The 24083-nt window shown below is 70.2% G+C and carries 22 protein-coding genes and 4 pseudogenes; 13 read left to right on the top strand and 13 right to left on the bottom strand.

Going from position 1 to position 24083, the window contains the following annotated elements:
* The 3 genes from J8403_RS00540 to J8403_RS00530 all read left to right on the top strand — a co-directional run bounded on the left by J8403_RS00540 (position 1) and on the right by J8403_RS00530 (position 3435).
* Positions 1–1419 carry a Na+/H+ antiporter NhaC family protein gene (locus J8403_RS00540; protein ID WP_211121315.1) on the top strand — a complete coding sequence of 473 codons (1419 nt, stop codon included), beginning with the start codon at positions 1–3 and terminating at the stop codon, positions 1417–1419.
* A 51-nt stretch (positions 1420–1470) separates the two neighbouring features.
* Positions 1471–3072, top strand: a complete 1602-nt coding sequence (locus J8403_RS00535; RefSeq protein ID WP_211121314.1) for an N-acyl-D-amino-acid deacylase family protein — start codon at positions 1471–1473, stop codon at positions 3070–3072.
* Between the two features lie 69 nt (positions 3073–3141).
* Positions 3142–3435, top strand: a complete 294-nt coding sequence (locus J8403_RS00530; protein WP_211121313.1) for a hypothetical protein — start codon at positions 3142–3144, stop codon at positions 3433–3435.
* 86 nt (positions 3436–3521) lie between these two features.
* On the opposite strand, the gene J8403_RS00525 is transcribed toward J8403_RS00530, so the two are convergent.
* The 5 genes and pseudogenes from J8403_RS00525 to J8403_RS00505 all read right to left on the bottom strand — a co-directional run bounded on the left by J8403_RS00525 (position 3522) and on the right by J8403_RS00505 (position 6757).
* Positions 3522–3695: a CsbD family protein gene (locus J8403_RS00525; protein WP_211121312.1), complete on the bottom strand. Its 174-nt coding sequence runs from the start codon at positions 3693–3695 to the stop codon at positions 3522–3524.
* A gap of 14 nt (positions 3696–3709) precedes the next feature.
* Positions 3710–4096, bottom strand: a complete 387-nt coding sequence (locus tag J8403_RS00520) for a hypothetical protein (RefSeq protein WP_211121311.1) — start codon at positions 4094–4096, stop codon at positions 3710–3712.
* A 23-nt stretch (positions 4097–4119) separates the two neighbouring features.
* On the bottom strand, positions 4120–5001 hold the full coding sequence (locus J8403_RS00515; RefSeq protein WP_211121310.1) for a hypothetical protein: 882 nt from the start codon (positions 4999–5001) through the stop codon (positions 4120–4122).
* Positions 5002–5473: 472 nt separating this feature from the next.
* A pseudogene (locus J8403_RS00510) lies at positions 5474–6079 on the bottom strand (transposase family protein); the annotation flags it as partial.
* Positions 6080–6421: 342 nt separating this feature from the next.
* A complete protein-coding gene (locus J8403_RS00505) occupies positions 6422–6757 on the bottom strand; it encodes an ArsR/SmtB family transcription factor (RefSeq protein ID WP_211121309.1) in 336 nt (111 codons plus the stop codon).
* A 170-nt stretch (positions 6758–6927) separates the two neighbouring features.
* Here J8403_RS00505 and J8403_RS00500 point away from each other — a divergent pair, with 170 nt between their 5' ends.
* Positions 6928–8070: an FAD-dependent monooxygenase gene (locus tag J8403_RS00500; protein WP_211121308.1), complete on the top strand. Its 1143-nt coding sequence runs from the start codon at positions 6928–6930 to the stop codon at positions 8068–8070.
* 1207 nt (positions 8071–9277) lie between these two features.
* Here J8403_RS00500 and J8403_RS44660 read toward each other — a convergent pair.
* Positions 9278–9583, bottom strand: a pseudogene (locus tag J8403_RS44660) (transposase); the annotation flags it as partial.
* Between the two features lie 15 nt (positions 9584–9598).
* On the opposite strand from J8403_RS44660, the gene J8403_RS43315 reads away from it, so the two are divergent.
* A complete protein-coding gene (locus tag J8403_RS43315) occupies positions 9599–9751 on the top strand; it encodes a hypothetical protein (protein WP_246585613.1) in 153 nt (50 codons plus the stop codon).
* On the opposite strand, the gene J8403_RS00490 is transcribed toward J8403_RS43315, so the two are convergent.
* The 3 genes from J8403_RS00490 to J8403_RS00480 form a co-directional block, all read right to left on the bottom strand.
* Complete coding sequence (locus tag J8403_RS00490) at positions 9738–11204, bottom strand: membrane-associated oxidoreductase (RefSeq protein WP_211121307.1); 1467 nt, start codon at positions 11202–11204, stop codon at positions 9738–9740. The genes J8403_RS43315 and J8403_RS00490 overlap by 14 nt on opposite strands.
* Positions 11205–11656: 452 nt before the next feature.
* Positions 11657–12856, bottom strand: a complete 1200-nt coding sequence (locus tag J8403_RS00485; RefSeq protein ID WP_211121306.1) for a GDSL-type esterase/lipase family protein — start codon at positions 12854–12856, stop codon at positions 11657–11659.
* 47 nt (positions 12857–12903) lie between these two features.
* Complete coding sequence (locus tag J8403_RS00480; RefSeq protein WP_211121305.1) at positions 12904–14043, bottom strand: FAD-dependent oxidoreductase; 1140 nt, start codon at positions 14041–14043, stop codon at positions 12904–12906.
* A 111-nt stretch (positions 14044–14154) separates the two neighbouring features.
* On the opposite strand from J8403_RS00480, the gene J8403_RS00475 reads away from it, so the two are divergent.
* On the top strand, positions 14155–14853 hold the full coding sequence (locus J8403_RS00475; RefSeq protein WP_211121304.1) for a TetR/AcrR family transcriptional regulator: 699 nt from the start codon (positions 14155–14157) through the stop codon (positions 14851–14853).
* 245 nt (positions 14854–15098) lie between these two features.
* On the opposite strand, the pseudogene J8403_RS43310 reads toward J8403_RS00475, so the two are convergent.
* Positions 15099–16060: pseudogene (locus J8403_RS43310) on the bottom strand (Tn3 family transposase).
* A 214-nt stretch (positions 16061–16274) separates the two neighbouring features.
* On the opposite strand from J8403_RS43310, the gene J8403_RS00455 reads away from it, so the two are divergent.
* From J8403_RS00455 to J8403_RS44230, 3 genes and pseudogenes are all read left to right on the top strand, one after another.
* A complete protein-coding gene (locus tag J8403_RS00455) occupies positions 16275–16418 on the top strand; it encodes a hypothetical protein (protein ID WP_211121300.1) in 144 nt (47 codons plus the stop codon).
* A complete protein-coding gene (locus J8403_RS00450) occupies positions 16415–16615 on the top strand; it encodes a hypothetical protein (RefSeq protein WP_211121299.1) in 201 nt (66 codons plus the stop codon). Before J8403_RS00455 ends, J8403_RS00450 begins: the two co-directional genes overlap by 4 nt.
* A 212-nt stretch (positions 16616–16827) precedes the next feature.
* A pseudogene (locus tag J8403_RS44230) lies at positions 16828–16974 on the top strand (carboxylesterase family protein); the annotation flags it as partial.
* A 111-nt stretch (positions 16975–17085) separates the two neighbouring features.
* On the opposite strand, the gene J8403_RS00440 reads toward J8403_RS44230, so the two are convergent.
* Positions 17086–17496, bottom strand: coding sequence for a carboxylesterase family protein (locus J8403_RS00440; protein ID WP_425519877.1), 411 nt, complete (start codon positions 17494–17496; stop codon positions 17086–17088).
* Positions 17497–17579: 83 nt separating this feature from the next.
* Between J8403_RS00440 and J8403_RS00435 the strand changes: the two genes are divergently transcribed.
* The 3 genes from J8403_RS00435 (at position 17580) to J8403_RS44225 (ending at position 19890) form a co-directional block, all read left to right on the top strand.
* Positions 17580–18044 carry a hypothetical protein gene (locus J8403_RS00435; protein ID WP_211121297.1) on the top strand — a complete coding sequence of 155 codons (465 nt, stop codon included), beginning with the start codon at positions 17580–17582 and terminating at the stop codon, positions 18042–18044.
* Between the two features lie 119 nt (positions 18045–18163).
* A complete protein-coding gene (locus tag J8403_RS00430; RefSeq protein WP_211121296.1) occupies positions 18164–19036 on the top strand; it encodes a menaquinone biosynthetic enzyme MqnA/MqnD family protein in 873 nt (290 codons plus the stop codon).
* Between the two features lie 731 nt (positions 19037–19767).
* Positions 19768–19890: a hypothetical protein gene (locus tag J8403_RS44225; RefSeq protein WP_281427892.1), complete on the top strand. Its 123-nt coding sequence runs from the start codon at positions 19768–19770 to the stop codon at positions 19888–19890.
* Between the two features lie 380 nt (positions 19891–20270).
* Here J8403_RS44225 and J8403_RS00425 read toward each other — a convergent pair whose 3' ends face one another.
* Positions 20271–21758, bottom strand: a complete 1488-nt coding sequence (locus J8403_RS00425) for an MFS transporter (RefSeq protein WP_246585612.1) — start codon at positions 21756–21758, stop codon at positions 20271–20273.
* Entirely contained in the window at positions 21755–22399 is a 645-nt protein-coding gene (locus tag J8403_RS00420; RefSeq protein WP_343245237.1) for an alpha/beta hydrolase, read from the bottom strand. The genes J8403_RS00425 and J8403_RS00420 overlap by 4 nt, the downstream gene beginning before the upstream one ends.
* Positions 22400–22787: 388 nt before the next feature.
* Here J8403_RS00420 and J8403_RS00415 point away from each other — a divergent pair, with 388 nt between their 5' ends.
* Entirely contained in the window at positions 22788–23717 is a 930-nt protein-coding gene (locus J8403_RS00415) for a LysR family transcriptional regulator (protein ID WP_211121294.1), read from the top strand.
* Positions 23718–24083: the final 366 nt, after the last annotated feature.

The raw sequence follows: 24083 nt of genomic DNA, 5'->3' as shown, positions 1-24083 counted from the left end.
ATGGCACTGACCGAAGAGCCCACGACGGCCGTCCGCCGTATGCCCGCGGTCAAGGCCGCCGCGCCCTACGCCATCGCCGTCGCGGGACTGACCGCCGCGCTGATACTCGGCTTCGTCATCCACGCGCCGACGATCTGGGGCCTGCTCCCGATCGGCATGTACGCGGTGCTCTCGCTATGCGGCATGAACCTGCTGCTGGCCACCGTGGTCTCCCTGCTGGCCGCGATCCTCCTCGTCCACCGTTCACCCACCGACGTCGGCACCCTCCTCGGCACCTCGCTCGGCGATACCGTCACCCTCATCGGGCTCATCTGCCTGCTCGGCGCCGGTCTGGGCGAGGTGCTGCGGCAGACCGGCGCGGCCGGCATCCTGGTCCACGGGATCCTGCGCATGGCCCGCCGGGACAGCCAACTCGCCCTTCACATCGGCGTGATGATGTCCTGTCTGGTCCTCACATTCGCCCTGGGCACCCTCGCCGGAGCGCTGGCCATCGCGGCCCCGATCGTCGTCCCCGTGATGGCCCGCGCGGGTCTCACCCGCTCCACGACCGCGACCGTCATGTTCCTCGGCGGCTGCGCGGGGCTGGCCCTCGCACCCTTCGCCGGATCCAACATCGCCATCCTCGACGCCTCCGGCCTGGACTACGGCACGTACGTACTCGTCGGCGCGGGCCCGCTCGCCGTCCTGTCCCTGGCCCTCTCGCTCGTCGTCGTCCCACGCGTCCAGCGCCGCTCCGCGGCCGCCGCCGACGACTTCTACGAAGACATCGACACGGGCGCGGGCGACGAGCCGTCCGGAGCCCGTGGTGTGCGCGCCACCTGGGCGTTCGCGGTGGGGCTCGGGGTCTCCGTCGGGTATGCCACCGCCAGTAAGTCCGGGACCGCGTTCCCGCTGCTTGCCCTGCCCACCATGGCCGCGCTCACCGCCGCCGCAGGTGGACTGTCCGTCAAGGACACCATCGACGCGTTCTGCCGGGGCGCGGCACGCATGGTCGAGACGTTCCTGCTGTTCTGGATGCTCGCCGCGTTCTTCCTGGCGGTCAACGAACTCCAGCCCTACGACGTTCTCCTGGACCGCTTCGGCCCCCAGCTGCACGGCCTGGCCCCGCTGCCCTTCGCGATCGCCGTGGCGCTCCTGGGCTGGCTCGGCGTCCCGGGGGCCACTGCCGCGCACGTGGTGTTGCTCAACAAGGTCTTCGGACCGCTCGGCACCAGCATCGGCCTCACGCCCGCCGCCTGGGCGGTGACCTACCTGTGGGGATCGAAGGCCGACACCTACGGCCCCTACCCCAACGCGAACATGATGGCCGCTCTCGGCTTCGCCGAAGGCACCCGGCTGAGGACGCTGCTCACGGTGGGCTGGACGCTCCTCATCCCGGCAGCGGCAATGTACGCCCTCATCCTCGCCCTGCTCCTCTGACCGGCTGGACTCCCAGGTACCCGCACCGCATTCCACCGCTAAGGAAGAAAGTTGTACGAATTCGATGTACTCGCCGTCGGCGGCACCGTCATCGACGGCACCGGCGGCCCCGCCCGGCGGGCCGATGTCGGCATTCGCGGCGACCGGATCGTCCTCCTCGGCCGGGCCGTGCCCAACGCCACCGCACGGGAGGTGCTCGACTGCACCGGCCACGTCCTCGCGCCCGGCTTCATCGACCTGCACTCGCACGCCGACTTCACCGTGCGCGACGCCCCCAGCGCCGAAGCGTGCATCAGACAAGGCGTCACCACCATCGTCACGGGCAACTGCGGCAGTTCCCCCTTCCCCATCACCCCGGAACGGCGCCACGCGCTGGACACTACGCTCGCCCGCGGCGGCAGCAGCAGCGCCGAGATGCCCTGGGAAGACTTCGACGGCTTCGCCCATGCAGTGGAGCAAGCCGAACCGTGCGTCAATCTCGCCGCCCTCGTCGGCCACTCGGCCCTCCGCATCGCCGCGGTCGGCACAGAACTGCGCCCCGCGACGGCCGACGAGACCGCCCACATGTGTGAACTCCTCGCCCGAGCCGCCGAACAGGGAGTGTTCGGCCTGTCCACCGGGCTCATCTATGCCCCCGGATCGTTCGCCGGTACGGACGAGGTCGTGTCCCTGGCCACCGAGGCCCGGCGGGCCGGGCTGCTCTACAGCACCCATATCCGCGACGAGGGCGACCATCTCGTCGAAGCCGTGACCGAAGCCCTGGACACCGCCCGGCGCAGCGGCGTGCGCCTCCAGGTCTCGCACCTCAAGGCGATGGGCCCCGCCAACCACGGCAAGGTGCACGAGGCGCTGGCCCTCATCGAGTCCGCCGCCGCGGAAGGACTGGACGTGGCGTGCGACGTCTACCCCTACGCCGCATCCTCTACGCGACTCACCTCCCGCCTTCCCGACTGGGCGCTGGACGGCGGACTCGACGCGCTCCTCGCCCGACTGGACAAGCCGAAGACCCGCGAGGCGATCGCCGCGGAACTCCGGGCGAAGACCGGACACACCTTCCTGCCCGAAGGCACCGTCATCGCCGCGATGCCACCGGGCCGCTACTCCTCATGGGTGGGAGGCACGGTCCAGGACATCGCCGTCGCCACCGGCCGCGACCCAGCCGAGGCATCCCTCGACGTTCTGAGCGCCCACCAGGCTCAGGTCTGGATCGTCAACCACGCCATGTCCGAAGCGGATGTGGACACGGTGCTGCGCCATCCCCTGAGCGCAGTCGTCAGTGACGGCTGGGAACTGGACACGGCCACCGACGGCCACCCCCATCCCCGTCACTTCGGCACGTTCGCCCGGGTCCTCGCCCGGTACACCCGCGACCGCCAGATCCTCACCCTCCAGGACGCCGTCCGCAAGATGAGCGCACTGCCCGCAGCCCGCCTGGGCCTCACCGACCGGGGCACCGTGAGCGAAGGCATGGTCGCCGACCTCACCGTCTTCGATCCCGAGACGGTCAGCGACACCGCCACATACGACGCACCGCTCTCCTACGCCGAGGGCACCCGCCACGTTCTCGTCAACGGCCGCCCCGTACTGCGCGATGGTGCCTTCACCGCGCACCGCCCCGGCATGATGCTTCGCAAGACGGCCGCACGACGGTGATGTCGAAGGCGGCCAGGCGCCGCTGTAGGTCGTAGGCGGCCTGGCGGGATCTGCGGGCGCGCTGGGGCCATGTCCTACGAGATCATCGCCGCCGGGCGGGCCATGGCCGTCTGCCCCGGTCACGTCGACCATCTGCGCCCGGGCCTGACCACCGGCCCGCTGGAAGGCGTCGACCCGAGTCACGTCGTGCTCGCGACCCGCGCCAGTGACAGGAATCGCCTGCTCGCGGCCTTCTGCAAGGCGCAGAAGGCCGCCGAGGCACATCTCACAGGCGAGGGCGGCTCAGGCGACGCGGTCGCCCCTCATCCCCACCCGGCAGGCCCTTGGCGAAGACTGATAACCGTCATTCCAGACGCAGACTAACCTCATTTTGATCCCAGTCCTTAACGTCGTCACGGCCCCGAAAAGGTTGCCACCCCCAGCCGCGTCCTGTGATCGTCTACCGCGGATCAGTGCCGGAAGGCGTCCTTGATCTTCGAACCGGACTGCTTGGTGTTGCCCTTCACCTTGCCGCCGCGCCCTTCCGCCTGCATGCGGCGGTTACCGGTGACCTGGCCGAGCGCCTTTTTGGCGCTGCCTCGGACCGCTTCGGCCGTGTGGGCCATCTTCTTCCCGACATTCATGAGTCAGTGCCTTCCTATCGTTGGGCGGTGCGGTGCCCGAATAGATGCGGTCGGCCATGACGCCGAGTGCCGCGGGCGGACTCGTCGTCCGCGGGCTCGTGTCTGCCAGCGACCTCATCGCGCTCCCGGTTGACCGGCGCGGCCTCCCGGCGGTGCCGTGTGAGCCCTTGGCGCGCGGCGTGCCTGCGGCGCACGGCGGCCATCATCAGGCTCAGCCCGAGCAGGGCGGCGGCCCCGATCACGATCCCGGAGAGAAACACCGTTCCGGTGTAGTCGGCGCCGTTGAAACCGAACACAGAGAAGCCCTGGGTGAGCGCGTGCCCACCGTCGAGGTTGCCCAGCACGCCTACCACGCCGATGACAGCCGCCGCGGCCAGGATGATGAGCCCTATGAGCAGCATGTCGCTCTCCTTGCCTTGAGAACCTATGTGTGAAACGAAAGGTTGCGGTCCACGCCCGTCTCGCCGTCGTCCGCGGTTCGACCTCGCAAGGTCCGCCTAACCTCCGTCACCGAAGCCGCCTCCGAAGCCCCTCCGTCACCGAAGCCGCCTCCGAAGTCGCCCCCGTCGTCGTAGCCATCTCCGTAGTGAACGGCGTCGCCGCCGACGGAGACGGTGCGGGCGTCCGGTTCTCGGCCGTCGTCGATGCGCGTGGCGTCCGCGGCGCATGCCGGGATCGTCCGCCGGCTGCCGCCCTCTGGTGCCCATTCGACGTCCCGGATCGACGGGCCGTGCCGCAGGAGTCCTCTTCGACCGCGCCGCGTACCTGCTCGAGGTCGGCCGGCTCCCGCTCCCGGCGGTGCTTGTGGCCGCGCCGCGTCAGGTACAGGCCGCCTCCGCCGAGCGCGGCCAGGACGGCCAGGAACACCACCCGCGCCACCTACTGACAGGCCGCTGGAGCCACGGTCGCCCTCGACTCCGTGGTCGCCCCCGCCGCCGGTCCGCGCCGCCACATCGGCCACGAACCCGTCCAGGAACGCCCGAAGCTCACCGTGGTGCCGGTGAAGGTTCTGTTGCGCCAGTGCCTGCGAGACGTGCCCTGGCAGTGCCGGGGCGTCGGAGGCCGCGCCGAACGATGAGCCGAGCGCCACCGTGTACCCGCCCGGCCGGTCGACGGCGGCACGCAGCCGGTCGAAGATGCGCTCTCCTCCATACGCGGGGTCGGCCGGCAGGACAGCGACGTTGATCGGCACGCCCGTGTCGCGGATGCTGTTTGCCAGCTCGCGCGCCTGCCCGACGCTCAGTGCGCCGGACGCGCGATCCGCGTAGACGAGACTGCTCCGCAGCGCGTGGGCGATCTTGTTCACGCTGGTTTCAGCGTGAGCGGTACCCCCGGCCGTGAGGAGTGCCGCCGTCAGAGGGGCGAGTACGGCCGGCGTGAGTGTGACCGGGCGCCACGGTTTGGTGGTCACGAGGTGCTTTTACCCACAATCGGGGTGTACCTCACATAACTGTCGATTCTGGTGTGTGCCCGCGTCACCGCCGGCAGACTGCCGGCGGTGACGCGGGCGACGGCGTTGGGGGGCACCGGTGCCGGAGACCGTGTGGGGCCCCATCACGGCGCCCCGGGCGGCTGTAAGAACTACGTCCGTGCTGGTCACGCAGCATGTCGGTAGCATGTCGGTACTCGTACAGGAGGCCGCCGAGGCGATCGCGTCGATGGACATGGAGATGGGCGAACTGGTCGGGGGCGGTGATCGGTTCGAGTAGGGGGCGGAGTGGCGCGGCGCCTGCGAGAGTGCGGTGAGGTCTGTGCTCGTTGTGGAACGCCTCGTACTCGATCTTCGCGTGTGAGCAGTTGACGGCCCGCTGACCAGGGGAGAGAGTCTCCCGGCGTCTTCAGTAGGGAACTCGCACGGTGTCGGCGGCGCCCCGGTAGCCCTTGTCGGCCCAGCATTCCACCCCGGCCCCCGCCAGGGCACCGATGATGCCGTGGGTTCGCGCGGCCTTGATGTCGTGGACAGGTCCCGGCAGCGCGGGCGAGGCCCACAGCAACCGTCCCGCCGGGTCGGCGATCACCTGCACGTTCATGCCGTGCTTCTTATGTTTCCCGGAGTAGAAGGGTCGGTCGGCGGCGATCCGGTCGATCGGCAGCAACGTGCCGTATAGGATCGCGGACGCCTTGCCGGAGGCTGTCCTCACCGCCTCGGCGAGGGTTGGAGCCAGAGCGGCCAGGATGTCGACGGCCTCGGCGATGTACCGGTAGACGGTGGTGGTGCCCACACCGAATCCGGTGGCGAGCTGGGCGTAGGTATGGCCGCATCGTAGATGAGCCGGCACGAGCAGCGCCTGCCGTCCGGCGGCCGGCAGGCGTCATCGTGTCCCATGCGCAAGACGACGTGCGGTCAACTCACGGGCGAGGCAGCGCAGAGCGAAGGTGGACAGATCGACCCCGGCTGGCTAGACAAGCATGCGGAAAGCTCTTGGCGGGACGGCTCGGACTCGACACGCACCCGTCCAACAGGAGCTTCTCCACGCCCGGACCCCGCCCTCACCCCCAGTGGCCCTGCTCCGCACGCAGGTTGAGGAAACCTCAGTGGGTGTTGGCGTGAGGGAGCGTGCGGAAGAGCTCGGCGCCGATCACGAGCGCGGGGCGGTGGTCGAAGTGCCACCGATGCATTCGTGTCCGCGTCGTGCTCGGCTGCCTGCGAGCCGGGCGCGAGCTGGGTCCGGTCGAGCTCGCGGCTCAGGGCCGACTCGGACTCCTTCCGGTGTGCTCGGCTGTGTTCAGCGAGGAGCAGTGCCGCCCGGGGACTCTGTGCCCAGGAGCGTGAGCAGTCCGGGGAATCTCTTCTCGATGTCCGCGCGGCGTAGTCGGATGCCCTTGCGGTTGCCGTAGTCGATCTCGTCAATGAGACCTGCCTCGCGCAGGACCCGGAAGTGGTGGGTCTGGGTCTGCTTCGAGATCGGAAGATTGAACGAGTTGCAGCCCCGCTCGCTGTCGCTGCGGTCGGCGGCCAATTCCGTCATCACCGAACGACGGTGCTCGTCGGCGAGGGCGCGAAATACCGCACCCAGATCGAGCGCATCGGCCTTGGGGCCGACCAGGTTCATCCCGGCCACGCGGCACTCCCTTCAGGTACGACTTGCATCGTACCTCAAGGGTGTGCTCCACTGAGGTACGAAATTGATCGTACCTTGACCCGATTGCGCTGCCCGGTGCCGCCGCCCCCTGAGACCCGGCCCGGCACTCGCCGGGGACCTGGTCATCGAGACTCCGTGAGGTCATCGTCATGAAGAAGCCCGAGGTGCTGATAGTCGGTGCCGGAATCGCAGGGCCCGCACTCGCATACTGGCTCTCCCAGAATGGATACCGGCCGACGGTCGTCGAGCATGCCCGGCAGCTGCGCTCCGGTGGCAGCGCGATCGTCGTGAAGGGGCCCGCGATCCCGGTCGCCGACCGCATGGGCATCCTTCCGCAGCTCCGCGGGCTCGCCACCCGCAATCGGTCACTGACCCTGCTCGACCCCGGCGGCAGGCGGATCCTGCGACTCCCGCTCACCTCGGACAAGGCTCCGACGGTCGAGGTGACCCGAGCCGACCTGTCCGAGGTGCTCCACCGGTCGGCGCAGACCGAGGCCGAGTTCTTGTTCGACGACACGGTCACCGCTCTCGACCAGGACGAAGGCGGGGTGGACGTCACTTTCCGGCGGTCCGCGCCACGGCGCTTCGACTTGATAGTCGGTGCCGACGGGATGCACTCCACCGTACGGCGCCTGGTATTCGGACCCGAGCGGCAGTTCGCGGGCGACCTGGGCCTGTACGGCGCGACCGTCCCGTTGGAACCCGATGCCATCGAGGACCCGACCGAGATGACGATGCTGACCGCGCCGAACCGGATGCTGGTCCTCCACCCCTCGCGGACCACTCCGCTCGCGATCTTCACCTTCCGGGCCGCACAGCTGGCCCCCCACGACCGCAAGAACATCGCCCTTCACAAGCAGACCGTGGCCGACACCTACGCCGACGTGCGGTGGCGGGCACCGGAACTCGTGGCGGCGTTTCTCGACCACCCGGCTCCGTTCTTCGACCCCCTGACCACCATCCGGATGCCCTCGTGGTCCCGCGGACGGGTCGTACTGCTCGGGGACGCGGCGGCGGCGACAGCCCTGCTGGGCGACGGGTCCAGCATGGCGATGGCGGGCGCGTACGCCCTCGCAGAAGAGCTCGCCGCCCATCCCGGTGATCACGCCCGCGCCTTCGCCGCCTACGAGTCGCGGCTCCGCCGTGAGGTAGGCCCGCGGCAGCGACGCGTCGGTCTGCTCTCCAGGCTCATGGTGCCCCGCACCCGGCCGGGCCTCGCGGTGCGCAACGCCGTGGGCCGCGCGGTCGGTCGCACGAACCGGATCGCCTCTCGCGAAGCCGCGAACCGGTAGACCGGACCCGCACCGACCGGTCACCGGTCGGTGCGCAGCTCCGCGGTAGCTCTCAGCCGGGTCGGCGCCGCCATATCCGACGAGCCCGGCTCGGCGTGGCAGGCATCGCCGACGCGGCAGGTCGGCTGCTGGCGGCCTCACCCACCGTTCCGGGCGCTCGCCACGACATGGGTGCTGCCGGTGACTACGCCCCCCCGCGAGGCGGAGGTACAGTGCTGGGCGGACAAGGTATATCAAGGCGCCGGCGGCACCACCCGGGCGCCCGTCCGCGGCCGGCGTCTCAAGCTGCGGCAACGTCGGCACAACAGCACCCACGCCAGAATCCGTTGCCCAGGCGAGCAAGCCATGGCCGCCCTGAAGGGCTGGCGCCTCCCGCGGAAACTCCGCTGTAGCACCAACCGAGTCACCGCCATCGTGAAGACCACCCCGCCCTTCGTCACGCCTCGACCTGAGGTTGGGAAAAGCTCATTGGCGCAACCCTCGAAACGGTCACCGATCTGCGCTTTTTCGGTGGAAAGTGGCCCCTGGGCAGCCTCCCCCCAACAGGGGCTTGCCCGGGCCGACTGGTCGGTTCTGGGCTGGACACCGCGACGGCACGCTCCTCGCATCCAAGAACGTCGCATCGGTCATCCGGGGGACCGGGACGACCATGGCGGGCGTCTACTGCGTCACGGTTTCAGACCCCCGTCAGCGATGACCTGGCCAGCGCGGCGATCGTCGCCACGCTGAACAACTTCCGTGGCGAGATCACCGTCGTCGGCGCACCGCATGGCTAATGCGGCAACGCCGCTGACACGATCACGGTCGTGACCAGCGACAGCAGCGGCAGCCCCGCGGACAGGCTGTTCACCGTCGCCGTGCTCTAGCTTCGTTCCCTCCTCGCGGGCCCGACCGGTGTCGGGCCCTCGACACGATCGCCCCGGCCCACCCTCAGCAGAAAAGGGGAAGGGACGGGGCCGGCGCACGTCAGGGCTTGCCCTGGGGTTCCCTGGGCAAGCCCGCGTTGATGCTCCTATTGCTGGTCAAGCAGTTTGGAGCCAGTCGCGGTAGGCGTGGGCGAGGTCGTCGAGACGGCGAGTTCCGCGTTCGACGTCGGAGATCCTGTTCGGCCAGACTCCGAGGTGTCGTGCGGCGGCGGTAAGGGTGATGTTCTTGGACTGCCGCAGGGGCGCAGATCGGCGATCTCGGGAACGTTGACCGTGGTGGTCAGGCAGCGGAAGACCTCGCGGGCGATGGCTCGTTTCAACAGCCGGATGATCACTTTCTTCGTGCGTCCGGCGGCGGTCTGGCGTGCGGCGTACTCGCGGGTGCGAGAGTCGCTGCCCATGCGGACCAGGGCGATGCGGTAGAGGGCGGCGTTGGCGGCCCGGTCGCCGCCCCGGGAGAGGCGGTGGCGGTTGGTTCTGCCGCTGGAGGCGGGGATCGGGGCGGCTCCGCAGAGGGCGGCGAAGGAGGCCTCGGTCCGCATGCGTTCGGGGTTGCCGCCTGCCGTGATCAGCAGTTGTGCGGCGGTGTCGGGGCCGACTCCGTGAGCGGCTCGCAGGCCGGCGGTGACCGCGATGTCCAGGGCCTTGGCCAGGGCTTCATGCTCAGCGGTCAGCTCTTCGACGCGCCGGGCAAGGGTTTTCAGAGGGTGTTCTGCGAGGTTTTCGCGGGTCTTGAAGGGGTCATTGGCGGCTGACTGTACGGGTCACGCCCGCGACGATCGTCGTCGCCAGAATCCAGCCGGTGATGATCAGGGCGTATGAAAGCCACTGGTGCCAGCCGTCGGGGGCGAACGCTGGCTCCTGGCCGAAGTTAATGATCGGCAGGAGCAGGTCGAGGGTGTAGAAGACGGGGTTGAAGTCGGGGGCCTCGTCCGCCTTGATGGGGCGTGGGTGGTCCAGGCCGTACGCGATCGATCCGATGGTCATGAGGGACAGCAGCCAGACGGCCGCGCGCAACGGACGAAAGCCGTAGCCGACCGTGGCGTCCTGGACGTACCCCCACAGCCGTCCGTACCAGGTGAGCATGGTGCGCCGACGGCGCTGCTTGGCGAGTTGGACGAGCCGTGCCGCGTCCTCGTCGCCCATGTGGCGGTAAGCCGCGGTCAACTGCTCGTAGGCGTGAGGCTCATACCGGTTGCCGTCCCGCTCAAGCATCGGAAGGCGGCGCTCGGCTGGCTCGTGCGGGGTGAGTACGGTGTAGGTGAGATTGCTGAGGTACACCTGGTCCGGCAGCATCTCCGGTTCAAGGGTCAGGATCTCTATGTGAGAACGTCGCAGATTCAGGGCGCCCTCGATGCGGTCGCCCCTGCGCAGCCAGAGTTCACCGATGACACAGCTGCTCGCCCGCAGTGCCGTGTCGCCCGGATGCGACAGGTGGGCGTGGAGCAGGTCGAGACGGCCCGATATACGCGAGCCTCGGAGCTCGACCCGGCCCTGCGCACGTACGCACCGCGCCCGTATATGGGCTCCCACGTTGAGGTTCTGGGCGTCCAGCGCGGTGCCATCGGGCTTGTTGAACTCGGCGTCCTGAACGTTGATCCGCCCGGTGACGGAGGCGCCAGTGAGCCGTACCTGTCCGTGCGCGCGCATCTCTGGCGCCCACAAGTCGTCCCCGATCGCGGCCTGGTTGAGCTGCAGCACCGGCTCGGAGTCGTCCGGCGCCGTGAACTCCGCCCGCTCCATGAACAGCGCCCCGGAGATCCGCGCCCCGCCGAGCCGCACCGGCCCCCGCATACGGCAGTCCGTCATCCGCAGCACCCCCTCGACCCGCAAGGTCGCCGAGGTCAGGCCCGGCAGAACGGACTTGCTCAGATTGAGCTGGCGCAGCTGGGCTCCGTACAGGTCGGGAACGCCGTCGAAGTGGCAGTGACTCAGCCGGATGGCGGCGTCGATCGTGGCGTACTTCAGGTCTAGTAGGCCGGTGATCCGCGCCCCCGCAATCTTGAGCGCGGCGATATCCCCCTCCTCCTGCGGAGCCTTGAGCAGCAGCGCCCGCAGGACACTCGCCCGTACGGTCCGCTCAGCGCCCCAGGTGTTGCCCAGCGCCGGATCCTCGTTCTCGGCGGCGCGGAAGTCCACAGATTCGCCTCGGGGAAAGGCCCGCCATACACGCACTTCGGCCGACGTAAGATCGTTGGTCTCGCTCACGCCGGGACTCTGACGTGCTGCCTTTGAGCTGTCAACTGCCGTGCGGAGCACGCCATGCTGCCCGAAACCCTCGGTGCCGCCGCGCTTCGCCAGGACCTCGCCGAGCCCGGCCCCTGACTCATCGACTGTGAGTCGTTGACTCCTAGGTTGGGGCGGGCTGTAGGGCGGTTCGAGTAGACCGCGGCAGGGTGAAGAGGCCGGGCTCAGGTTCGACGAGGATGCTGCGGCTGACCAGGTTTATGAGGACTGCGGCCCTGTGTCCGCGTGTCCGAATGTGCAGCGCGCAATGACCCAGGGCCTGTGGGCGTGCGGCTCAGGACCGCTCCCGTGCGGAGATCTTGGAGGAGTCGAGCGCGGTCGGGACAAGGCGTTCGGCTTCGTCGATGACGACAGCAGCCCGACTCGTTCGTCAGTCGGTGATCGTGCTGGCCTCGTCCTGAAGGATCTGCAGGTCAGAGCTGCAACCGGGCAAGAGTTTCAGCCATCGCCTGTGCGAGGCGCTTCGACCCGTTGACATTGGGATGGGTGTGGTCGGGGGCGGCGTATTTGTCTTCGATGAGGGAAGGGTCGGCTTCGGAGCGGATCGCTGCGTCGAAGTCGACGAATGCGTGCCCGGATGTGCGGATCCACTCGTTGACTGCACGGCGGAGGTCTTCTCGGCCGGGGTCGCCCGCGACGTCCGGGGCGAGCGGTGTGACGGTGGTGAGAAGCGCGGTGAGGCCCGCCGTCCGGGCCCGATCGATGAGCTCTCGGTAACCGTCGATCAGCTGGGCGAGGGTCGGCATCTCGTCCAGCGACGTGATTCTGCCGGGAAGGCTCCAGTCGTTGCTGTTGTAGGCGATCACCAGGTGCGTCACGCCGTGGGTTCCGAGCACGTCCTCACCGAACCGGGACAACCCGGCCCGGCCCCATGACGGAGTCGTCCGTGGTGCGTCGAGTCGGATTCGGTTTCCTGCGATTCCTCGGTTGACGACGGCGATCCTGGCATCAGCGGGAAGCAGGGCTGCGGTGTACTGCGGCCACCCCATCGCCGTGCTGGAGGCCCCGAGGCATACGACCACCGCCTTCGCCTCGGCTCCGGCCACCTCGATGGTGCGCAGGAAAGGACCTCCCGGAGGCAGGGACCAGCCGGTCCCGTCGGGCTCGGGTTTGGTGCCGGTGTTGATGGCAGGGAATTCGCGCGATTCGTCGGCCTCCACCGGCGTCGATCCTTCGAGCGGGAACACGCGTGCTCCTACGAAGTCGCCCGGCAGGGACCGGTCGAACGTGAATCCGTTCGCCGACGTGTAGGGCGTGGACTCGGGCAGATACAGATCGACGACGATCTCATCGCCGTGGCTGACGGTCAGGTCGACCGGGTCGGTCCACCGCGATGCGCCGGCCGCGATCTCGATCGATGACTGCCCGTCGATGGAGATCGCGACGAACCGTCCGCCGACTCCGATGGCACTGCGTGCGATCCGAACAGGGCCGTCCCCGAAGAGATTGGACAGCTCTACCCGGACGCGGCTGCCGCCGATGCTCGCGGGCACGGTCATGCGGACGGTGACATCCTCGAAGGGCGGCTCGTCATCCTCACCGCGGAAGTCGGTCATGGCCTGGGTCCACGTCGGCGCCCAGCCCATGCCGTCATCGGTCTCGTGTGTGCTCAAGCTGGCCTCTTCTTTGTCTGCTGTAGGTCGGCTGTCGGGTGTTGATGTCACTCGGCCTGGTCGGCGGCGGTGAAGAGGTCGATGAATCCGGACGGTGCGTGGTCGCCGATGATGAGGTCCAGCATGTCGTGCGCCTCGGCGTAGACGGGTTCGGTTCGCGGGAACAGCGCCTCTTCGTAGGCGGTGAGAGCCGCCTCGACGTCGTCGGGGTGAGCGGCGATCGCCTTGCCGAGTTCGGCGCCGTCGAACATCGCCAGGTTCGCGCCGTCACCGGACGGCGGCATCAGGTGTGCGGCATCGCCGAGGAGCGTCACTCCGGGTACGCGCTCCCATCGGTGTCCGTTCGGGAGTGTGTGGATCGGGCGGGCGACCGGAGCGGTCTCGCCGTCGGTGATCAGCGCGGTGAGCTCTGGGGCCCAGCCGTCGAACTCTGCCGCGATCCGGGCGGTCGCGGCGGCGTCGGTGAAGTCGATGGCGGCGAACCACTCGGCGGAGCGCTTCAGCTCGACGTACGTGTGCAGGATGTTCCCCGCCTCGCGGTGCGCGATGATCCCCTGGCCCGGAGCCAGTGCGTACATCGCGCCGGCACCGACCGTCTCGGCCGCCGTGGGGTGCCGCTCGTCGGCGTCGTACAGGTAGATGTCGACGAATGTCGTGCCGGTGTACCGGGGTTCGGCGTCGGAAAGCAGTGGGCGGATCTTCGACCAGGCGCCGTCGGCGCCGATGAGGAGGCCGCTGGTCACGGTCGTGCCGTCGGTGAAGGCCAGCTCGTGTCGGCCGTCGCCGAGGGGCCGGACACCGGTGACCTTGTGTCCCCACCGGACCGTCTGATCGGGAAGGGAGTCGAGCAGGATGCGGCGCAGGTCTCCGCGGAGCACTTCGGGACGCTGCCCCGTGCCGTCGTCGGGGGCGTCGAACAGCAGCTTGCCGTGCTGGTCGAGCACACGCGACGCCTCGGCGCCCTCGTGGATGATCGCGCGGAACTCGTCGGTGAGGCCGGCGTCGGCGAGCGCGCGCTGCCCGTCGGCCTCGTGGATGTCGAGCCGGCCGCCCTGCGTGCGGGACTTCTCCGAGGGATCGGCCTCGTAGACCGTGGCCGGGATGCCGTGGACGTGCAGGACCCGGGCGAGAGTCAGGCCGCCGAGGCCGGCGCCGACGATGGCGATCGGGTGGTGGCTGGTGTTCATGGGCTTCCTCGTTTCCGCGCGGCGCAGCGTCGGGCACGCGCCCGACGTCCATATGGACCGGCGTTCCAAAAAAATATGGAACACCGTTCCAGGATGTGTCAAAATGAGGTCATGCAGCGGACGCGGGGAAGAGCACCCACCGGGGGGCGTGCCGGCGCCCTCTCACAAGAGCTGATCGTCGGCGCGGCCGTCTCACTGCTGGACGAGCTGGGCGAGCGGGGGCTCACCTTCAGGCTGCTGGCCAAACAGCTGAACACCGGGCCCGGCGCGCTGTACTGGCACGTGTCGAACAAGGACGAACTGGTCGCCCTGGCCGCCGATCAGGTGCTCGGCCACGCCTTCGCCGCGCACGCGAGCCTTGAGGAAGACGTCGGCTCCGGGCTGCGCGCGCTTGCCGTCGCCGTCTTCGACGCCCTTGACCGGCACCCGTGGGCGGCGTCCCACGTCTCCGCACCGCCCACGCTGGCGAACGCGCTGCGCCTGCTCGACCGCATCGGCACCCTGGTCGAACGAACCGGACTGCCGGCCGAACGGCATTTCGCGGTCTCCACCGCGATCTCCTACTACATCACCGGCGTCAGCGCCCAGATCATCGCCCCGCGCACCACCCACGACGCGATCGTCAGCCGCGACGTCTTCCTCGCCGGGACCGCCCAACGCTGGGCAGAACTCGACCCGGCCGACTACCCCTTCCTGACGCGCACCACCCAGCACCTGCGCGACCATGCCGATCGTGACCAGTTCATCGCCGGCCTCGACATGCTGCTGGACGGCCTGAACACGACTGCGGACCCGCGACCGCCCGCATGACGTCGCGGTCCAGGCGGTGCGGAGTCGATCGCTCGGCCGTCCGCGCTGCCGTGCACCGTGGCGCGAACTGTGAGCAGTAAAGTTCGGCGACGCACCTGGACCACAGCAGCGCCGAGGGCCGGACGTCCCGGGCGTCACGCCGGGGCTGCGGCTGCCTTCCTTTGCGGGGCGGCGTGGGCCGGGCACCGTCGCCTGGATGGACAAGTCCAGCTCGAGGCGGCTGTTCATGTCCAGTTCGAACCGGCCTACGGATTCACATGGGTCCGCAGCAGCGGCGACAGGGCCCGGCGGTCCGCGTCGGTGAGTTTGGCTGCCCACTTCGGATCGGCCAGGACGTCCTGCATCAGCAGCGTGTTGACGTGCACCAGCGCGGACTGGAGCTGGTGCAGCACGGGCAGCTGACTTCCTGGGACTCCTTGTCCTGCCCGAGTGCTGTCCTTGCCGTAGAAGAGGTCCTTGTTCGCGGAGTTCCAGTTCTCGACCACCTGTCACCCATCGTGGATCTCCTGGCGCATCCGGGCGTCGGTGAGGTAGTCGCAGACGAACGAGGTCCGCACCGGCCGCCCAAGTTCTTCGATTGCCCGGTATGTCGGGTGCTTGGGCCCTCCCCGGGTGAAGCGCCGCAGGACCTGCTCGGCTTCGGCGGTGCCCAGGCGCAGTGCGGTGGTGTACTTCACGATCTGGTCGTACTGCTGGGCGATCAGGTCCCAGTCGATCGTCTTGGTGGAGAGCACCGGGCTCAGGTTCGGCCACTGGTCGTCCTGCCCGGCTGCTGGCCGGTACAGCTTCGCGGAGCCGATGTTCTTCAGTCTCGGCATCAGCTTGAAGCCAAGCATGTGGGCGAAGGCGAACCCGACGATGGAGGCGTCATGGGTGTCGGTGTACTGCCGGTCCACCTCCATGTCGGTGCAGTGCCGCAGCACGCTCTCGATCATCGAGTCGACCTCGGAGGCCGAACAGGACTTGAGCTGGGAATAGATGCACACCGATTTCCGCTCAACGTGCCAGTAGATCATCACCCCGGGGCCCCGGTAGCGCTGGTGCCCTCGGTCATCAGGTTCGAGGACCAGGCGCCGGACTTGCGGCTGTCGGAGGCGCATGCCGTGCCGATGCCCCACCACATCTCATCGCGGACGGCGAAGGTGGCGTTCACGAGCTTCCGCAAGGCCGCGCACGTGTTGGCCCGGTTGACGAACAGGTGCCGCACCCTGCGCAGCGTCGCCTCGCTTTCGCAGTGCTTGCCGGTCACCGCGACCCGCCGGCCGCCGCTATCCCGGCCGGCTGGTTCGCGCTGCTCGTCGGGGTACCCACCGCGGCCGCGGGCTGGGGCTGGACCCCGCCGCGGCCGTCGGCCGGGTGGCGCCGTGGTTCTGCCGCAGGGCGCTCGCCCGGCTGGGCGCACGGCGCGCCATCGCCGTCGCGTGCTCCATCGCGGCCTTGGCACTGCTCGTCGCCGCGGCACCGCCACGGACTCGCCGGCACTGCTCGCGCTGGGTGTGGGGCTCATCACCGTGGGCTTCGGACTGGGACAGCCCGCCATGATGTCGGCCGTCGACGAGCCGTGACCGGCGCCGAGCGCGGCGTCGCCATCGGAGTGGCGACGCTGGTGTTCCTCATCGGAGCCAGCGCCGGTGCCGCCCTGGTCGGCGGCCTCGGCGGGGTGGCGAGCCTGTCCACGGTGTTCCTCGTACTGACGGCGCTGCCGGTGGCAGGTACGGCCGTTCTGCTGCTGGCCGGCCGCCGCCGCACCGCACTCGCATGAGCGAACCGTGTCCCGCCCCACGCCTGCCCCTCAACAACCCAGCCACCTCCCCCTCAACTGGACGACAAGGAGCCGACCGATGACAACCACCGTGGACACCGGATCCGTTCCCGCCGGCCCGGTGTCCGGGCCCGTCACCGGCATCCGCGGAGCGGACCAGTTGCTGCGGTTTCCCGGCATCCGCTACGGCACGGCCGAACGGGTTCGCGCAGCCGGTCCGCGCCGAGCGGCACGCCGGCACCGTCGACGCGACCCGGCCGGGCCCGATCTGCCCGCAGCTGCCGTCCCGCCTGGAACCGGTCTTCGGCCCGCAGTGGAACGAGCCCCCGCAGTCCGAGGACTGCCTCTACCTGGCGATCACCACACCCGGTCTCACCGGGAGCCGACCGGTCCCGGCCTCTGCGACATGTCGGCGTTCCACTGCGCGGTGCGGGCCTGGGCGTCGAGGATCTGCCGCACCGGGAGTGTCCTCAGGTCGCCGCGGGCCGCCTCGACGATGTGGGGCCCGGCCGCGCGTGCCCCGTCGAGGGTGGGGAGCGTCGCCAGAGTCGGCGCGCTCTGTGCGTCACCCGGCGGATCAGTCGCAGGCTGCGGGGGACCGACAGGAGCGCGATGGCCGAACTCGCGCCGGCAGACCGGCCGAAGACGGTGATGTTCGCCGGATCGCCGCCGAACGCGGCGATGTTGTCGTGAACCCATTCCAGCGCGAGGATCTGGTCGTACAGGCCGAGGTTGCCGTCGCTGACTCCTTTGTGGACCAGGTAACCCAGTGCGCCCAGCCGGTAGTCGATCGAGACGACGACATCGCCGTCGGCGGCGAGCCGTCCCCCGTCGTACATGGGGAGGGTGCCGCCACCGGTCATGTACCCGCCACCGTGCACCCACACCGGTGCCCTTCCGGCCCGCACTGAGGGCCCCGTTCGCCGACCCCGAAACGAACCAACGGACCTCCGGCTCCGAGCCCATGCCGGACCTGGTCATCGGCTACACCTCCGCCGAGGGCGAGGCATTCGCCCTCGGCGCCCCTTCCCCCATTCCCGAGGAAGCCGTGGCGGAGATATCCCGCAGGGTGTTCATCGAGCCGGCGCACGAGATCGGGCAACAGGTCCTCGACACCGGCGGAACGGCCTTCCTGTACGAGTTCGGCTGGTCGCCGTCGGAGGCCGGCCTCGGCGCGGTTGCACGGCATCGAGATGCCCTTCCTGCTGGGGAGACGCGAGGCGTGGGCAGGGAGCCCGATGCGGGGCAACACCGACTGGGCCACCGTCGAGGCCAAGGCAGGACGCTCCGCAAGAGCTGGGCACATTTCGCGCGGTACGGATCGTCGAGCACCGCAGAAGTCGCATGGCCGCAATGGAACGGCGACGAGACATCCGTCCAGCGGATCGGCCGGCCACCCGTGCAACGGAGGACTTGCGCCCACACATGAACCGGGATCAGGCACCGCACCGTCCCTGCTCGCGCGGCGCGTTCATCCGTGCAGCGCAATGCGCCGGGCCACGTGCGGGCAATGGACAGAATGGGAAGTACTAGCCTGGGGGAGTGGAGATGTCTCACGTACCTCGCGTACTGCGTCAGCCGGCAAAGCGCCCCAGAGTCGGGCACATCCAGTTCCTCAACTGTCTGCCGATCTACTGGGGCCTGGCCCGCACCGGCAGCCTGCTCGACCTGGAGTTGACCAAGGACACTCCGGACCGGCTGAGCAGCCTCCTGGTCGAAGGAAGCCTGGACATCGGCCCGATCGCCTGCATGGAGTACCTCAAGCACGCCGACGACCTGGTGCTGCTCCCGGACATCGCGGTGGGCAGCGACGGTGCGGTGACCTCCTGCCTGATCGTCAGCCAGGTCCCGCTGCACGAGTTGGACGGGCGCCGGGTCGCCCTGGGCTCCACCTCGCGCTCGTCGGTTCGCCTGGCCCGACTTCTGCTGGAGGAGCGCGAAGGAGTCCGCCCGGAGTACTTCACCTGCCCGCCGGACCTGCCGGTGATGATGCAGGACGCGGAAGCCGCGGTTGTCATCGGTGACGCCGCGCTGCGCGCCTACCTCCACCAGGCCGAGGATCTGGGACTGCGGGTGTACGACCTGGGCGAGATGTGGAAGGAGTGGACCGGTCTGCCGTTCGTTTTCGCGGCCTGGGCCGTCCGCAAGGACTACCTGGAGCGGAATCCTCACATCGTGCGCGAAGTGCACCGGGCTTTCCTGGAGTCCCGGGATCTCTCGATGGCCGAGGTCGACAAGGTGTGCGAGCAGGCTGCCCGGTGGGAGGCGTTCGACGAGCAGGCTTTGCGCCACTACTACACCGAGGCTCTCGACTTCTCCTTCGGAGAACGCCAGCTCGCGGGTGTCCGCGAGTTCGCTCGCAGGGTCGCCGCGGACTCCGGGTTCGATCCCGAGCTGGAGATCGAGGTCCTCCGGCCGTAGCGGCCTTGGTGACGCCGAACGGCACATCGACGGCTCTGCCGGGGCGGGTAGCAGTTCACATGCGAAGCCAGATGGTGCGAGCCGACGCGGTGGCGGCGCCGAGAAAGACGTAGCCGTGCCTGTCGTAGCGAGTGGCGACACTGCACCGTTTCACGCGTCACCTCACCGAGGACTACGACGTCGAGGGCTCCGTGCTGCCCGCCGCTCCCGCACCCACGCGCATGGAGTGGAAGGTGTCCGCCCGGCCTGCCAATCCGCACAGGCTCGGGTGATGTTTCCCAAGTTGGGGCCGGGCGCGGCCTGGTTCGCGTTGCGTTGGCCGTGCACACCGCCCCCCTGGACGGTGGCCGGTTCGGCACCGTGGACCATGCCCGGCGGCGGCTCGACGCCGCGTGCCATCATGCTCGACCACCGCTGTGGTGAACGGCGGGTCCAGTCGCACGCGGGCCTGTGGCCGACGCCCTTGACTGGAGTGGGCCTCTCTGAAGGTGTTCGGCGGCGTATGGTCCGACGTCCTGGACCAAGCCGAGCGTGTGCTGCCCGTCCGGGTCGAAGGGGCTGAGGCGGTCGGCGGGGACAGCCCGCTGCAGAGCGTGCGGTCCAAGGATCGCGGCGGCCCGGCGTGCCGCGGCCGGAAGCCATCTCGGGGCGGCGGCAAGGCCCCTCGGCTGCTGCGAGACCCTCGCCCAGCCCTTGTAGCTGCTGTTCGCTGTACCGGGCCGCTGGTTCTGGTGCTGCTCGCTGTACCGGGCCGCCGCTCCCGGGTCGCTGCTGCCCTGGTGCTGCTGCTCGTGCTCTGGGTCGTGCTGCTTGGCTGCTGCCCGGTGGGCCGGGTGTGCGGCGTGGTCTCCTAAAGAACGTCGGTGCCCTCACCATGGTGGGGGATGCACGTGCCGTGCTGGCGGGCATGCTCGGCAGCTGTACCTGATACGCCTGGGCTTGCGGTGTGGACGGCCCGCTCGTGGATAGGGCGACGATGGTGAGCATGGCCTGCGGACGCACCGGGTGTCTGTAGTGTGCCCGCCGCGCTGGGGTGGGGGCGGCCGTCGCGTTGGGGTGGCCGTCGCGTGTTTCGCGGGGGCGGCCGTCGCGTGTGTGACGCTGCGGATGACCGGCGGCCGCTCCGGGCTCAACGCGCCAGTCCCGCACGGCGCCGATGGCATCGCGCGGTCCGGCGGCAGCCCGTGTGACGCTCCGTCATGACTTCATGTCATGGGTTTTTGCGGCCGCTGGTTCACCTGCCCCGGCATCGAAACCTGGCCCGGTGTCGGCTGGTTCGTCTGGTCTGGCGTTGGCGGGTGGGGCACCTGTGGGTTGATGACTGTTCGCGGGGGCTCATCGGACCGTTCGGTGGTGGGAGGTTCGCGGTAGGGGTCGTGGTCTGTCGTAGTGGGAGGGCGATCAATGCCGTGAGCAGGAAGACTGCGGCTTCGTAGGCCATGGCGTGGCCGAATGCCGTGTTCGCATTGTCCGCGGGCGCGTAGTAGGCCAGTGCGGCCGCTGTCACCCCGATGGATCCGCCGAGTTGCTGGGCTGTGGGCAGCAGCCCGGACACCGAGCCGGCCGTGGTGTCCCGTACGCCTGCCAGTGCCAGTGTGAACACGGCGGCTGTGAAGAGGCCGAACGCGGCGCCCCCGGCTGCCAGGACCGGCAGGGCTGCCCGGCGTCCGGGTTCGGTGCCGATGAGATGGGCGAGTGTCAGGGCCGTACCTGCCAGGACCAGTGCCGCGGCCGTCAGCACGGTCGGGCCCAGGCGGCGGGAGAGGGTGGGTGCGGTGTGGCTGCCCAGGACGGCCGCGGCGGCGAACGGCGCCGAGACCAGCGCTGCGGATATCGCCGGGTACCCGAGGGCGGACTGCAGGTGCAGGAACAGCAGATAGGTGAACGACGGCACCCCGGCGTTGAAGACGAACACCAGCAGCACGCCGAGCCGCGCGGTCCCGTCTCGCAGGACCGATGGGTGGACCAGGGGGGCCGGGCGGTGTCCGAGGGTGAGGGTGAAGCAGGTCAGGGCGGCGGCGGCGGCGGTGGCGAAGGAGGCCCATGTCCACCAGGGCCAGCCGGCCTCCCGGCCCAGTGCGCACGGCAGGACCAGCGCGCCGAAGCCCGTGGTGGCCAGAGCCGCCCCGGCCCAGTCCACGCGCTGCTGCCCGGTACCGCGTGTGCGGGGCAGCAGGGCAGCGCCCGCCAGCGAGAGAGCTGCCACCGGCACCGTGACCAGGAAGACCGCGCGCCAGCCGGCGCCGAAGAGGTCGGCGCCGATAAGAAGTCCGCCGATGAGCGGCCCGGCCAGTGAGGCCACGCCCATCGTCGCGCCGTACAGGGCCAGGGCTCGTGGGCGGCGTGGTGGGGATACGCCGGTGCGGATGAGCGAGAGCACCTGTGGGGCGACCAGGCCGCTGCCCGCGCCCTGCACCAGCCGGGCCGCGACCAGCCATCCGGCGCCGGGGGCGGCGGCGCAGGTCACCGAGCCGAACATGAACACCACGGTGCCCAGGACGAACAGCCGCCGGTAACCGTAGCGGTCGCCCAGCCGTGCGGCGGTGATCAGCAGGCACGCGTACGTCAGGGTGTACCCGGCCAGGACGAGCTGCACCGCGCCGGGGCCGGCCCCCAGGCCGGACTGGATGGCCGGGGCGGCGATCTGCGCGATCGTGACGTTGAGCAGCTGCACGAAGGTCGCACTGAGCACCACCGGCAGCAGGAGGCGGCCGCCGTTCACCGGACCAGGGTCCCGGCGAGTTCCCGCGGCCGGTCGGCGATCGGGCTGCGGCCGGCCGGCAGGGTGGGGACGGTCGATGGCGCGCCCGGCACGGCCCGGCCGGCCTCCGCGGTCATCAGGCCCTGTGCGGCCGTCGGCAGCGCCCGGTCCTGCGCGCGGCGCCAGAAGGCGCGCGGGATACGGCCCCACCGCGCCGTGGCCAGGGCGGCCGGGGCCGCCGGGACGGCCGGCGGCAGGCCGGGGCCGAGCGCGGAGCGCCGGCGGTCGAAGCGGCCGGCGGGTGTGCCGTGGGAACGGGCCTGCCGCAGCTCCTGGACGCAGGCGGAATCCGGCTGGAGCGGGTCGGTCCGCACCGCATCCAGCGGCTGGGGATCACCGGGGCTCAGGCTGTGCCTCCGTGCGGTGGCGTTCTCGGGGGTGCCGGGGTGGCCGGAGAGGCGGGGGCGGCCGGCGGGGACGGACGCGCAGAGGCAGGCGATGCGGCCGGCCGGCCCGGGCGCGCATGGTGCGGCCGACCACGCGGGCGTGCCGCCCGCGCGGTGCGCGACGAGCACGAGACGGCGGTGGCGGCCGGCCCGGCGCAGCGTGTCCCAGACGCCACGGGTGCACTCGCCCATCGTCACGCCGGCCGGCTGCGGCATCGGCCGCCGCGTGCCGCTCACCAAGCACCCCGTCAGCTGCGACCTCGCCGCACAGGTCGCCGCAGGCGACGACGCCCTCCCGGTCAGCGGACCGGCCCGGCCAGGCAGCGGGTACCCGCTGGGCAGGGGAGCGCTGAAGCCGTGCTCCGGCAGGCCGGCGGCCACACGCGCGGCACCGGCACCGGCATCGGCGAGTGGGGCGTGCTGTGTCGCCGCCCGCTGCCATGAGCCGTGCCGGGCGCCGTGACCGAGAACGAAGGCGGTGTCGTTCACATCGGAGTTCATGCAGGACGTCATGGCCCCCATCCCAGTCGGCGACGGCAGCGTCATCCACTGAAAGATGTGACAGGCTCGGCCACGATACTTCTCAGGTATGGAAGGGGTGGCCATGGAGGCACGGCATCTGCGGTACGCGCTCACCCTCGCCGAGCACGGACACTTCGGCCACGCAGCCCACGCGCTGGGCATCGCGCAGCCCCCGCTGTCCAAACAGATCGCCGACCTGGAGCGCGAGACCGGCGCCCGGCTGTTCGACCGCACGCGCCAGGGCGTGTTCCCGACCGCCGCGGGCCAGGCGTTCCTCATCCGGGCGCGGCGGGCGCTGGAGGAAATGACGGCGGCCACCCTCGACGCCGGACGGGCGGCGCGCGGTGAGACGGGCCGACTGCGCCTGGGGTTCATCGCCTCCGCACTGCTCGACCCGCTGCCTGACGTCCTGGGCCGATTCGGCCGCGAACGGCCCGATGTACGGCTGGAGTTGCATGAGATGGCGTCCGGCCGCAGCGCCGCCGCTCTGATGGCCGGGGAACTGGACGTGGCCGTCACCCTCGGGCCGCCACGGGGCGCCGGGGCCGAGCACCTGGTGTCCGTCCCGGTCGGGCACGACCATCTCATCGCCGTCGTCAGCGGCACGCACCCCTACGCGGGCCAGGCGTCGGTGAGTGTGGACCAGCTGCGGCGGCAGCCGCTGATCGTGGCCCCCGCAAAGGACGAGCCCGCGGTCGCCGCCGGGCTGCGCACCCTGCTCGGCGAGGACGCCGCCGCGCTGGACGGCGCGACCGTCGCCCGGGACGTGCACACCATCATCGGCCTGGCCGCCTGCGGGGTCGGCGTGGGCCTGGGACCCTCCCGCATGCTGTCGGCCCCCCGCCCGGGCGTCCGGTTCTGCGAGGTGACCCCGCGCACGGCGCTGCCCGACCTGGTCCTGTCCTTCGCCGACCGCAACCGCTCCCCGGTGCTGGGCGCCTTCCTCGACACCGTCCGCAGGAACTGCCCCGACGTCGGTGCCGCGCTCGACCGCCGGCTCGGCCACGCCTGAGGACCGGGAACCGGTTCCGCCCGCATCCCATCGAGCCCACCGCCGGCAGTTGAACCGGTGATCCCCCGGCCTCGACGGCACCTCGGATCCTGCGGCAGGTCCACAAGGCCCCCAGAAGCGAAATAGAGGACCATCGTCTGGCCGGAGGTGCCGGGGCCGCCCGCGAAGGTGGACAGCCGAGGATGAGGCCGTCGTCCTCCGCGGCCGATCCGCGAAGCCGTACACCCCGTAACCCAGGCCGCCTACGCCCGTGTAGCCCGGGCGGCCGCCGACGCCGGCGTCGATGCGGTCCCGGCCGACGCTGAGGTCTGGGCCGGTGTCCGGACCCAGACGCGTGTCCTGCCCGCATACGAGGACATCGCCACA

This window comes from Streptomyces yatensis (genome assembly GCF_018069625.1).
Taxonomy (GTDB): domain Bacteria; phylum Actinomycetota; class Actinomycetes; order Streptomycetales; family Streptomycetaceae; genus Streptomyces; species Streptomyces yatensis.
The sequence above is the reverse complement of the archived record's forward strand: the minus strand, read 5'-3'. Positions and strand labels throughout refer to the sequence as shown.

Excerpts from the sequence above, each read along its gene's own strand:
- J8403_RS00415 (WP_211121294.1), top strand. The coding sequence starts at position 22,788 with ATGGAGGCACGGCATCTGCGGTACGCGCTCACCCTCGCCGAGCACGGA.
- J8403_RS00435 (WP_211121297.1), top strand. The coding sequence starts at position 17,580 with ATGCCGGACCTGGTCATCGGCTACACCTCCGCCGAGGGCGAGGCATTC.
- J8403_RS00540 (WP_211121315.1), top strand. The coding sequence starts at position 1 with ATGGCACTGACCGAAGAGCCCACGACGGCCGTCCGCCGTATGCCCGCG.
- J8403_RS00525 (WP_211121312.1), bottom strand. The coding sequence starts at position 3,695 with ATGAATGTCGGGAAGAAGATGGCCCACACGGCCGAAGCGGTCCGAGGC.
- J8403_RS00480 (WP_211121305.1), bottom strand. The coding sequence starts at position 14,043 with ATGAACACCAGCCACCACCCGATCGCCATCGTCGGCGCCGGCCTCGGC.
- J8403_RS00530 (WP_211121313.1), top strand. The coding sequence starts at position 3,142 with ATGTCCTACGAGATCATCGCCGCCGGGCGGGCCATGGCCGTCTGCCCC.
- J8403_RS00475 (WP_211121304.1), top strand. The coding sequence starts at position 14,155 with ATGCAGCGGACGCGGGGAAGAGCACCCACCGGGGGGCGTGCCGGCGCC.
- J8403_RS00430 (WP_211121296.1), top strand. The coding sequence starts at position 18,164 with ATGTCTCACGTACCTCGCGTACTGCGTCAGCCGGCAAAGCGCCCCAGA.
- J8403_RS00500 (WP_211121308.1), top strand. The coding sequence starts at position 6,928 with ATGAAGAAGCCCGAGGTGCTGATAGTCGGTGCCGGAATCGCAGGGCCC.
- J8403_RS00420 (WP_343245237.1), bottom strand. The coding sequence starts at position 22,399 with ATGCCGCAGCCGGCCGGCGTGACGATGGGCGAGTGCACCCGTGGCGTC.
- J8403_RS00520 (WP_211121311.1), bottom strand. The coding sequence starts at position 4,096 with ATGCTGCTCATAGGGCTCATCATCCTGGCCGCGGCGGCTGTCATCGGC.